Below are 10,692 nucleotides of genomic sequence, written 5' to 3' on the forward strand. Positions count from 1 at the left end.
ACCCGGAGGCGGGAGCCGTCCCGATCAGCCGACCGGCGCCGGGTAGCCCCGGCCGTGCTCGGCCTCGAGGCGGAGCATGGCGTGCTCGACGACGGTCACCAGCACCTGCTTGACCGCGTCCCGGTGCCGGGCGTCGGTCAGCACCAGCGGCACGTCCGGCGAGATGGCCAGCGCCTCGCGGACCTCCTCCAGCTCGTACTGCGGCGCGCCGTCGAAGCGGTTCAACGCCACGACGTACGGCAGCCGACGGTTCTCGAAGTAGTCCAGCGGCGCGAAGGCGTCGGTGATCCGGCGGGTGTCCACCAGCACGGCCGCCCCCACGGCGCCCTTGATGATCTCGTCCCACATGAACCAGAACCGGGTCTGGCCGGGCGTGCCGAAGAGGTACAGGATCAGGTCCTCGGCCATGGTGATCCGGCCGAAGTCCATGGCGACCGTGGTGGTCTGCTTCCCCGGCACCTTGGACGGGTCGTCGATGCCGACACCGGCCGCGGTCATCACCGCCTCGGTTCTCAGCGGGGTGATCTCCGAGATCGCGCCGACCAGGGTCGTCTTGCCCACGCCGAAGCCACCCGCGACCACGATCTTCGCGGAGATGATTCCCCGGTTTCGGCGGGCCCCGGCGGGGTCATAGCCTGCGAAGTCCACTTAGCACCCTTCCAAGGATTTCCATCCGCTCCTCGAACCCCTCGGCGGGAGCGGCAGTGTGTAGCGTCAGCAGGCTCTCGGCCACCATGTCGGCGACCAGCACCCGGGTGACGCCCAGCGGCATCCGGGTGTACGCGGAGATCTCGGCCAGCGACTGCGCCCGGCCCTCACAAACGTTGGCGATGCGGTGCTTGTCGTGCCCCGCAAAGCGGGCCTCCGCAGCCTGGGTCGCGCTGGCCGTCAGGACCGCCTCCAGGGCGATGTCCATCCGGGCCTCGGTCCGGCCGCGGGTGACCGCGTACGGCCGTACCAGCGCACCACGTGGGTCCACGCGCCGTTGGTCCATCGACGATCACCTCCTCTCCCGGCCGGGCCCCTGGTCGGGCACCGGATCCTCTCGTTCCTGGCGACGCACGTCCGCGCGTCGCGCCCGCTAGGACCGCACCGCGTCCCGGGGCAGCGGCACCAGCGCCGCACCGACCCGCTCGACCAGCAGCGCCATCTCGTAACCCACCTGACCGACGTCGCAGCTGCGGGCCGCCAGCACGGCCATCGACGAGCCGTCGCTGATCGACATCAGGAACAGGTAGCCGCTGTCCATCTCGATGACCGTCTGGAGCACACCGCCGGCGCTGAACATCCGGGCGGCGCCCTCGGTCAGGCTGACCACGCCCGAGGTGATCGCCGCGAGCTGGTCCGCCCGGTCCGCGGGCAGGTCCCGCGAGGAGGCGAGCAGCAGCCCGTCGGCGGACACCGCCACCACGTGGGCGATCCCCGCCACGCTGTCGGCGAAGTTGGTGAGCAACCAACTCATGTCCTGCATGGCCGCTGGCCTGTTCATCGACTCGTCTCCTTGGTCGAGGTGCTGTCCTGGTCCGTGCCGGCCGCCCGGCCGCGCTGCACGCCGCGGTGGTAGGCCGACAACAGGCCCCGAACTTCGTCCGGGGTACGCCGGCTGCGGTCGCGGCCGCTCCGGGGTTCGATCCCGCCGGGCACGAGCTGTGCCTGCGGCTGCCGCTTGGGCAGCCCCGAGCGGGTGGTGCCGGCGGGGATGCGCTTGGGCAGCGCGTCGACCGTGGGGTATGCGACGGTCGGCGTACCGACCGAGGGGCCTCCGCCGGCGAAGGAAGGCCGGGTCGGGGGTGCCGCCGGGGGCGGCGACATCAGGCCGCCGGCCTGCACCGGGGCTGCGGTGTCCCGCGCCTGCTCCGGGGCCTGCCACGGCGTCGGGGCGGCGGACCGCCACTGGTCGGTGAGGGTGGCCGAGGCGGTACGCCCCGCGCCGGCCGGCTCGCCGAGGCCGGCCGGGGTGAGCGGGTTCTGCTCGACCGCGAGCGGCTGCCGGGGGCGGGTGATCTGCTGGTCCCGGCTGTGTACGGGCGGCAGCACCACCGTCGCGGCGGGGAGCGTCACCTGGGCGACGGTGCCGCCCTCCACGTTGCGGCGCAGCTCCACGCGGATGCTGTAGCGGGAGGCCAGCCGGCTGACCACGGCCAGACCCATCAGCCGGAACGCCGCGACGTCGACGCTCGGCGGGGCGGCCAGTCGCCGGTTGAGCGAGTCGAGCTGGTCGTCGGTCAGGCCGAGGCCCCGGTCCTCGACCTGGATCAGGACGTAGTCCCGGATCCGTCGGGCGTCGGCGACCACGGTGGTGGTCGGCGGCGAGAAGCGGGTGGCGTTGTCGAGCAGCTCGGCGACGAGCCGCACCACGTCGTTGACCGCGTGTGCCGCCACCGAGATGTCGGTGTCGACGGTGCCGAACTCGATCCGGTTGTAGAGCTCCACCTCGGACTGCGCGGCCCGCAGCACGTCCACCAGGAGGGCGTCGTCGCGGCGCGGCACGGCGGAGTCGGCGCCGGCCAGGACGAGCAGGTTCTCGTCGTTGCGGCGCATCCGGGTGGCGAGGTGGTCCAGCTCGAAGAGCTGCGCGAGCCGCTTCGGGTCCTCCTCGCCGCGCTCGATCGCGTCGAGCTCGCCGATCATGCGGTCGACCAGGGTCTGACTGCGCCGGGCCAGGTTGAGGAACATCGCCGAGACGCTGGTACGCAGCGCGGCCTGCTCGGCCGCCACCCGGACCGCCTCGCGGTGTACGACGTTGAAGGCGAGCGCGACCTGGCCCACCTCGTCGCGGTTGTTGAGCTGGATCGGGTCGCGTACCTGCCGGACGATCTCCTCGACGCCGCCGTCGCCGACGTTGCCGACGTTCTGCAGCCGCTTGACCGCGTCCGGCAGGTCGTGGTTCGCCACCGAGAGGGCGCCCTCCCGCAGCCGGCGCAGCGAGTGGTTGAGCGAGCGGGCCAGCACCACGGCGAGGGTCACCGCGACGATGAGGGTCAGCAGCACCAGCGCCGTCTCGATGAAGGCCTGCCGGATGACGTCCGACCGGGCCTGGTCGGCCTGGCTGAGCAGCCGGTCCTGGAGCCGGATCTCGGCCCACCGCATGAGGTCGTTGACCGCGCCGATGGCGGCGGTGGCGTCCTGGGCGGTCACGGGCGAGGTCTGCCCGACCGAGCGGGTGATGTCGGCGGCCACCCGGTCGGCGAGGGTGACCGCGTCACCGGAGACCGTGCTGTCGACCAGGGCGCGCTGGGTCGGGTCGGCGGCCAGGGAGAAGGCGACCAGCGCCTCCTGCTGGCTGGTCAGCGTGGCCACGAAGGAGGAGAACTGCTCCTCGTCGAGCTTGCCGGCGACGAGGGCGGTGTAGACGACCGACTGCTCCTCGGCGACGGCCGCCTTGGCGCGGGCGAACGCGGCGACCGCGCGCCGGGCGTCCGAGAGCCGCTCGTCGCCGGGCAGCTGGGCCAGCCCGTCGCCGTACGCGACCAGGTCGGTGATGATGACCCCGTAGCGGAGCGCCGCCTCGGCGACCGCCATCTGCTGGCGGTCCAGCACCTCCTGCCGGGTGCTGGCGAGCGTCTCCAGGTGCTCGTCGATGGTCGCCAGCCGCTCCCGTACGGCGGCCGGCACCTCGCCGACCCGTCCGCGCTCCGCCCGGTACGCCTCGACCCGCTCGTCGGTGCTGCGCACCCGCAGGTTGTAGGCGTCGGCCTTCTGCTGCGGCGTCGACAGGAAGGCGGCGGCGGCCATCCGCTCGGCGTGCAGGTCCTGCGTCAACGCGGAGACGTCGATGGAGAGCGCCGTCAGCGCCCGGGCCTGGTTGGCGTCGAAGGTGTTCTCACCGACGGCGACGAGTCGGACCGTGGCCAACGCGAGCACCGCGGCGACCGGCACGACCAGGATCAGGGCGAGCTTGGAGCGGATCCGCACGTCGCGGAGCCGGGGCAGCCGACGCCGCTTGGGCTGTTCGGTGTCGCCACTCGCGGGCAGGGTCGTCGGTCCGGTGCTCACGACATCGCCTCCGTCGTTTCTTCCACGCCTGCCCCGCCGACTCGCGCCCGGTGCAGCGGACTGCGCCACACGCGGCACGGCCGCGATTTCATCAGAACTGATCCTGTTTGGGAAGTCGCGGCGGGGTAGGAAACGGTCTGAGGGCTCGCATCCCGTGATCCGGTCAACTAATACCTTCAATTCTCCATGCCCGTGAACAGGGCATGTAACTCCAGAGTGGTCATCCGTGTCGTATTAGTAAGCGTTTGCAAACTTCCCGTTGCCCCACCATGTGGGATACGTGTCCCGAAACGCATCCGAGGCTCCGCTTGACCGCGGGGCGCGGCGTTGGCAAGGTTTTGCAGGCTTCGCGCACACCGTACGGCAGACCGATCCCGTTCCTCTACTGAGGACGGACAACCCGGCGGTGACCGGGTACCGCCCGGGCCGCATCTGGAGGACTGAGTTGAGCCCCATCCGCTCCGCGACCGCCGCGGCGCTCGCATCGGCCGTGCTGGCCACCACGCTCACCGGCTGCCAGTTCGGGGCGGACGAGCAGGACACGAGTCCCATCGTCATCGCCGCGGACCTCGAGCTCTCCGGCGCGGCCGCGCCCGTCGGCAAGGCGTACCAGCGGGCGCTGGAACTGAAGGTCGAGCAGCTGAACTCCTCCGGCGCGCTCAACGGCCGGAAGGTCGAGCTGCGGGTGAAGGACAACCGGTCGGACGCGAGCGAGTCGCTGCGCAACATCGGTGACTTCAGCGCTGATTCCCAAGTCAGCGCCATCATCATGGGCGGCTGCAACGAATGCGCCGTCGGTGCCGTCCGCACCATCAACGAGAAGCGAATTCCCACCATTGCGCTCGCCGCCTCCAGCGCCGTGTCCACCCCGGTCGCCGACCGGCGGTACGTGTTCAAGCTCTCCCCGAACGCGGCCGACAGCGCCGCCGCCCTCGCCGGCGAGATGCGCCGCAAGGGCGTCCGCAAGGCGGGCGTGCTGCACAGCGACGACGCCTACGGCCGCGAGGGGTTGACCGCGCTGCGCGCCGAGTTCGCGAAGGCCGGCGTCAAACTGCTGCGCGAGGAGGCCGTGCGCACCACCGCCACCGACGTCGCCAAGCCGGTCAAGGACCTGATCGACAAGAAGCCGGACGCGCTGGTCGTCTGGACCCCGGCGGAGCAGGCGACGCTGGCCGCCACCGCCGCCCAGCAGGCCAAGTACAAGGGCGAACTCTTCTTCGACGCGACGGCGGCCGGCGACCTCTTCCTCGGTGCCGCGTCCGGGGCGACCGAACGCACCACGCTGGTCTTCACCCAGACCATGGTGATCGACGACGTCATCGCCACCACCCCGGCCAAGGCGGCCCGCCGCCAGTGGTTCCAGGACTACACCGCCCGCTTCGGCGGCTACAACGGATCCTCCTCGTTCGCGGCCGACGCGGTGCAGCTCATCGCCGACGCCGAACTCCGCTCGGGCGGCGAGCCTGGCGAGGTCGACCGCGACGGCGTCCGGAACGTGCTGGAGACGACCCAGCTGGACGGTCTCTCCGGGCCGATCCGGATGACCCCGGACAACCACTCCGGCCTGATGCCGCAGGCCCTCACCACCCTGGTCGCGCGCAACGGACGCTGGCGCCTCGCGGGCTGACCGACCGGTCGGTGGTGGACGGGATCCGGCGCACGGGACCGCGTCGGACCAGCGCGCCGGTGTGGCCCGCCGTACCCCGGCGGGCCACACCATCGACCGTCCGAGCGGGTCAGCGGGCCGACGTGGTGGCGCGGACCCACGGCAGGGCGAGCCGCTCGACCAGGGACAGTGCGCTGTAGAGCAGGATGCTCATCAGCGCGATCAGCACGATCGCCGCCCAGGCGGTCGCGGTGTCCCCCACGCCGTTGTACTGCAGGATCTGGTAGCCCAGCCCCGGCTTGTCGGAGTAGAACTCGCCGATCACCGCGCCGATCGCGGCCAGCGGCATCGCCACCTTGAGCCCGACGAAGATCTGCGGCAGCGCGGCGGGGAGGCGCACCTTGCGGAACGCCTGCCACCACGAGGCGTTCAGCGACCGGGCCAGCTCGGCCAGGTCGTTGGGGGTGGTGGTGAGACCGGTCGCCGTGGAGAGCACGACCGGGAAGAAGCAGAGCAGGAACACCATGGTCAGGATCGGCTTCGTACCCCAGCCGACCGAGACCACCAGCAGCGGCCCGAGGGCGATCTTCGGCACCGCGTTGACCGCCACCAGCAGCGGCGCGAACATCCGCTCGACGCGGCGGGAGCCGGCCAGGGCCATCCCGATCAGCACCCCGGCCACCGCCGACAACAGGAAGCCGACCACCGTCATCGTGGTGGTGACGCCCAGCGCCGGCATCAGCACGTCGGCGCCCGCGACCAGCGCCTTCCACACCGCCTGCGGCGGGGGCAGCGACACCGGGTGCACCAGTTGCAGGCCCGACGTGACCAGCCACCAGGCGGCCACCGTGATCACCGCGCCGAGCAGCGGCAGCCCGACGGCTGCCGGGCGTACGCCGGAGCGGCGCGGGGCCGTGGGCCGGTGCGCGGGCTCCGTTCCGGTGCGGACGGACCGGGTACCGGTCGTCTCCGTCACGGATTTCTCCTCTCCTGCCGGCCGGGCCGGCACGCGACGGGGGGTGCGGTCCACCGGGTCGCCCCGGTCGACCGCACCCCCCGTGCCACGGTGGGCGGCTGTCAGGCCTTCGGCGCGAGGCTGAAGTCGATGATCTGGTCGGGGGTGATGTTCTGCTTGAGCGCGCCGGCGCCCTGCAGGATCGCGATGCTCTTGGCGACCCGGCCGCTGTCCAGGGTGCCGAGCTGGGTGCCGGAGTTGCTGGAGCGCACGTAGCCGGCCATGAGCTGGAGCTCGGCGGCGGCCGCGGCGGGGTTGGCGGCGTCGACGTTCTTCTTCAGCAGCTCGCCCGCCTCCTGCGGGTTGGTCAGCGCGTAGTCCAGGCCCTTCAACAGGGCCCCGGTGAACCGCTTGACCATCTCCGGCTTCTCCTTGGCGATCTTGGAGGAGGTGATCAGCACGTTGCCGTAGAGGTCCTGCATCACGTTGCTGTAGGGCAACATGACGGCCTTCTGCTTGGTCACCGTCTCGATCGTGGGCTGGCCGACGACGAACTGGCCGATGCCGTCCACCGTGCCGGAGCCGAGCATGCCCATCAGGGCCTGCGCCTGGCCGGGCACCCAGGTCACCTTGCTGGCGTCCACGCCGGCCATCCGGGCGTACGTCGGGAAGAGGTTGCGCACGACGGAGCCCTCGGTGTCGGCGAGCTTCTTGCCCTCCAGGTCCTTCGGCGACGCGATGCCCTTGCCCTCGACGGTGGCGATGGCGGCCATCGTGCGCTGCTGGATCGCGGCGACCGCGACGAAGTCCTTGGCCTGGCCGCCGCCGAGCTGGAGCAGACCGCCGGTGAGGTCGATCGGGCCGAACTGGGCCTGGCCGCCGACGATTGTCGAGATCACGGCGTTGGTGCCCTGACCCGGCTTGATGTCGACGTCGAACCCGGCCTCCTTGAAGAAGCCCTTCTCCTTAGCGACCCAGGCGTAGGAGTCACGGCCGAAGTTGCCGAACGAGGTGAGGTAGGTCACCTTCTCCAACGCCGCGCCGTTGCCGCCCTTGGCGTCGGCGCCGGAGTCCGAGTCGCCGCTGCACCCGGAGACCAGGGCGAGGGCGGTGGCCAGCGCAGCGGCAGCGACCGTACGGGTCAGCCTTCTCATCAGTGCACCATGTCCTTTCCGACCGGAGCGGCACGCCGCCGCCGGAGGGGGTTGTCTGGCGGGCCGGCCGAGGGGTTGGGCCGGCAAACCGTCGTGAGGGGACTCTTAGCTGGCACAGCGTACGAGAAACCGGCCCTGACAATGCCCGGCGTATGGGTTTCGTTACGGAAAAATCCTCGCTTCCACCCCGGACGTCGTGTCGTCCACACCAGGCGGTTACCCTGGGCCGCGATCGCTGATCGCCGACTCAGGAGGTCCGCCGGAGATGATCAAGCTTTCCGGGGTGTCCCGCACCTTCGACGGCCGCAGCGGCCGGGTCGAGGCGCTGCGCGGCATCGACCTCGACGTGGCGGCGGGCGAGTTCGTCGCCGTACTCGGCCGCTCCGGTTGCGGCAAGTCCACGATGCTGCGTCTGATCGCCGGCCTGCTCCCGGTCAGCGAGGGCAGGATCACCGTGGCCGGTGCGCCGATCACCAAGCCCCGCCCGGACATCGCGATGCTCTTCCAGCGGCCGGCCCTGCTCCCCTGGCGCACCGTCCTGGACAACGTCCTGCTGCCGGTCGAGATGTTCGGCTGGAAGCGGGCCAAGCACCGCGACCGGGCCCGGCAACTGCTGGAACTCGCCGGACTGGGCGGCTTCGAGAAGCGGCTGCCGCACGAACTCTCCGGCGGCATGCAGCAGCGCGTCTCGCTGTGCCGGTCGCTGATCGGCGAGCCCCGGGTGATGCTGATGGACGAGCCGTTCTCCGCGCTCGACGCGCTCACCCGCGAGGAACTCTCCGGCGAGTTGCAGCGCGTGCACATGACGTCCGGGGCCACCGTCGTCTTCGTCACCCACTCGATCGACGAGGCGGTGCTGCTGGCCGACCGGGTGGTCGTACTCAGCCCTCGCCCCGGCCGGATCCGCAAGGTGGTCGACGTGAACATCCCGCGACCGCGCACCCTCGGCCGCAACGCGCACCTGGCGGACGTCGCCCGGGTCAGCGCCGACCTGCACGAACTCCTCATGGAGCGGGACCTGCCGGTGACAGCCGGCGCGGAAACACGATGAGCATGCGGGTCACCGTCTTCACCGAGCCGCACCGGGGCGCCAGCTACGACGACCAGCTCCGCTTCGCCCGGCTGGCCGAGGACGGCGGCTTCGAGGGCTTCCTCCGCGCCGACCACTACCAGGCGATGGGTGACGAGCCCGCGCCCCCCGGCCCGACCGACGCCTGGCTGACGCTGGCCGCGCTGGCCCGCGAGACCAGCCGGATCCGGCTCGGCACCCTGGTCACCTCCGCCACCTTCCGGCTGCCCGGCCCGCTGGCCGTGATGGTGGCCCAGGTGGACCAGATGAGCGGCGGCCGGGTCGACCTCGGCATCGGCGCCGGCTGGTACGAACGCGAGCACACCTCCTACGGCATCCCGTTCCCGGGCATCGGCGAGCGCTTCGACCGGCTCGCCGAGCAGTTGGAGATCATCACCGGGCTGTGGCGGACGCCGCCGGGCGAGACGTACAGCTTCACCGGCGACCACTACCGGCTGGTGGACGCCCCCGCCCTGCCGAAGCCGGTGCAGGTGCCCGGCCCACCGGTCATCGTGGGCGGACGCGGCCCGAAGCGCACCCCCGACCTCGCCGCCCGCTACGCCGACGAGTTCAACATGCCGTTCAAGACCGTCGCGGAGACCGCCGCCGCGTACGAGCGGGTGCGGGAGGCCTGCGACCGGGCCGGCCGGGCCGAGTCGGGACGCGCCCCGCTCACCCTCTCTGCCGGCATCGTGGTGGCGATCGGCCGCACCGACGCCGAGGCGCAGCGCCGCGCCGCCCCGCTGCACGCCACGAGCGCGCTGCCGCCGGAGGACGCGGTGGTCGGCTCGCCCGCGCAGCTCGTCGACCGGATCGGCGAGTTCGCCGCCGTCGGCGCCACCCGGGTGCACCTGCGCCTGATCGACTTCGCCGACCTCGACCACCTGGAGCTCATCGCCGCCGAGGTGCTCCCCCGACTGGACGGAACCCGATGACCGACGCACACCTCGAACTCGGCCCGGTGGGCCAGGAGATCGTGTACGAGAACGACCGCGTCCGCGTCTGGCACATCCGGCTGGAGCCGGGCGAGCGGCAGCCGCTGCACCGGCACGACCACCCGTACCTCGTGGTGGCGATCCAGGGCGCGAAGAACGTCGTACAGACGATCGACGGCACCCTCATCGACGCCGACGAGCCGACCGGCGGGGTGGTCTACCGGGATCCGGGCGCCGTGCACATGCTGACCAACGTGGGCGACACGACGTACCTGGCCCGGCTGGTCGAACTGAAGTAACCGCCGGCCGGCGGGTCGCCCCCCGCTCGCGGCGCGCCGGTGGCGGCCTGGTCAACAGGTGCGTAACGTGCCGGACATGGCCTTTCGGACCTGGGGCAGACTGCTGCTCACCGCGCTCGGGGTGAGCCTGCTGGCCGGGGCCGGTCAGCTCGGCATCGCCTTCGGCTTCGGCATCGTCCGGCTCTCCGGCACCTTCACCGGCGCCACCATCAACCAGTGGCCGGCCCAGCTCGTCTGGGCGGGCTGGTTCGCGGCGAACGCCGCCGTGGTGGGCGCGGTGCTCACCGAGCGCCTGGCCCGCCGGGACGGCGGGCTGGCCGGCACCGGGCGCCTGCTCGCCGTCGCCGGCGCCGCCGCGCTGGGCGCCACCGTCGTCGCGCCGCTCTGCATGCAGCCGGCCCGGGCGGCCGAACTCGTCTCGATGGACCCGGTCTGGGCCGTCGGCATCTGCGCGGTCCTCGGTGCGCTGGTGGGCGCGGGTGCCGCCGTCGCCGTCCTGCTCCAGCCGCCGGTGGGATGGAACGTGGCGGCGATCGCGGGCGCGCTCTGGCTGCTGGCCCTGGTCTCGGTGGCCCCGTCGCTGGTCTCGACCGGCCCGCTGGGCACCGTACGACTGGGGGTGCTGGAGCCGGCGTCCCTCGACGCCGGCGCGGTGCAGGGGCTGGCCCTGGTGGTCCT

Annotated in this window: 10 protein-coding genes and 1 pseudogene; 5 read left to right on the plus strand and 6 right to left on the minus strand. The window is 72.0% G+C overall.

The genetic code is table 11. From position 1 onward, the window contains the following. Positions 1-24: 24 nt before the first annotated feature. From F6X68_RS13400 to F6X68_RS13415, 4 genes are all read right to left on the minus strand, one after another. Positions 25-648: an ATP/GTP-binding protein gene (locus F6X68_RS13400; protein ID WP_088998389.1), complete on the minus strand. Its 624-nt coding sequence runs from the start codon at positions 646-648 to the stop codon at positions 25-27. Next, positions 629-994, minus strand: a complete 366-nt coding sequence (locus tag F6X68_RS13405; RefSeq protein WP_151454587.1) for a DUF742 domain-containing protein — start codon at positions 992-994, stop codon at positions 629-631. The genes F6X68_RS13400 and F6X68_RS13405 overlap by 20 nt, the downstream gene beginning before the upstream one ends. A gap of 87 nt (positions 995-1,081) precedes the next feature. After that, positions 1,082-1,489, minus strand: coding sequence for a roadblock/LC7 domain-containing protein (locus F6X68_RS13410; protein WP_067359650.1), 408 nt, complete (start codon positions 1,487-1,489; stop codon positions 1,082-1,084). Next, positions 1,486-3,996, minus strand: coding sequence for a sensor histidine kinase (locus tag F6X68_RS13415; protein WP_151454588.1), 2,511 nt, complete (start codon positions 3,994-3,996; stop codon positions 1,486-1,488). Before F6X68_RS13415 ends, F6X68_RS13410 begins: the two co-directional genes overlap by 4 nt. 445 nt (positions 3,997-4,441) lie before the next feature. On the opposite strand from F6X68_RS13415, the gene F6X68_RS13420 reads away from it, so the two are divergent. Beyond that, positions 4,442-5,623 (plus strand): ABC transporter substrate-binding protein, encoded by a 1,182-nt coding sequence (locus tag F6X68_RS13420; protein WP_151454589.1) that lies wholly within the window; start codon positions 4,442-4,444, stop codon positions 5,621-5,623. Positions 5,624-5,732: 109 nt separating this feature from the next. Here F6X68_RS13420 and F6X68_RS13425 read toward each other — a convergent pair whose 3' ends face one another. Together F6X68_RS13425 and F6X68_RS13430 are read right to left on the minus strand one after the other, a co-directional pair. Continuing rightward, complete coding sequence (locus F6X68_RS13425; protein ID WP_151454590.1) at positions 5,733-6,578, minus strand: ABC transporter permease; 846 nt, start codon at positions 6,576-6,578, stop codon at positions 5,733-5,735. 101 nt (positions 6,579-6,679) lie between these two features. Then, the gene (locus F6X68_RS13430; protein WP_151454591.1) at positions 6,680-7,711 is read right to left on the minus strand and encodes an ABC transporter substrate-binding protein; all 1,032 of its coding nucleotides are present in this window, start codon (positions 7,709-7,711) and stop codon (positions 6,680-6,682) included. A gap of 265 nt (positions 7,712-7,976) precedes the next feature. Between F6X68_RS13430 and F6X68_RS13435 the strand changes: the two genes are divergently transcribed. The 4 genes and pseudogenes from F6X68_RS13435 to F6X68_RS13450 all read left to right on the plus strand — a co-directional run. Then, on the plus strand, positions 7,977-8,762 hold the full coding sequence (locus F6X68_RS13435; protein ID WP_151454592.1) for an ABC transporter ATP-binding protein: 786 nt from the start codon (positions 7,977-7,979) through the stop codon (positions 8,760-8,762). 2 nt (positions 8,763-8,764) lie between these two features. Beyond that, positions 8,765-9,715: an LLM class F420-dependent oxidoreductase gene (locus tag F6X68_RS13440; protein WP_151454594.1), complete on the plus strand. Its 951-nt coding sequence runs from the start codon at positions 8,765-8,767 to the stop codon at positions 9,713-9,715. Beyond that, complete coding sequence (locus F6X68_RS13445; protein WP_088998381.1) at positions 9,712-10,014, plus strand: cupin; 303 nt, start codon at positions 9,712-9,714, stop codon at positions 10,012-10,014. Before F6X68_RS13440 ends, F6X68_RS13445 begins: the two co-directional genes overlap by 4 nt. A gap of 76 nt (positions 10,015-10,090) precedes the next feature. Then, positions 10,091-10,692: pseudogene (locus tag F6X68_RS13450) on the plus strand (hypothetical protein); the annotation flags it as partial.

Origin of the sequence: Micromonospora sp. AMSO12t, assembly GCF_008806585.1 — a bacterium.
GTDB classification, from domain to species: Bacteria; Actinomycetota; Actinomycetes; order Mycobacteriales; family Micromonosporaceae; genus Micromonospora; species Micromonospora reichwaldensis.

Coding starts and splice junctions, on each gene's coding strand:
- F6X68_RS13445 (WP_088998381.1), top strand. CDS start 9,712: ATGACCGACGCACACCTCGAACTCGGCCCGGTGGGCCAGGAGATCGTG.
- F6X68_RS13410 (WP_067359650.1), bottom strand. CDS start 1,489: ATGAACAGGCCAGCGGCCATGCAGGACATGAGTTGGTTGCTCACCAAC.
- F6X68_RS13430 (WP_151454591.1), bottom strand. CDS start 7,711: ATGAGAAGGCTGACCCGTACGGTCGCTGCCGCTGCGCTGGCCACCGCC.
- F6X68_RS13405 (WP_151454587.1), bottom strand. CDS start 994: ATGGACCAACGGCGCGTGGACCCACGTGGTGCGCTGGTACGGCCGTAC.
- F6X68_RS13435 (WP_151454592.1), top strand. CDS start 7,977: ATGATCAAGCTTTCCGGGGTGTCCCGCACCTTCGACGGCCGCAGCGGC.
- F6X68_RS13440 (WP_151454594.1), top strand. CDS start 8,765: ATGCGGGTCACCGTCTTCACCGAGCCGCACCGGGGCGCCAGCTACGAC.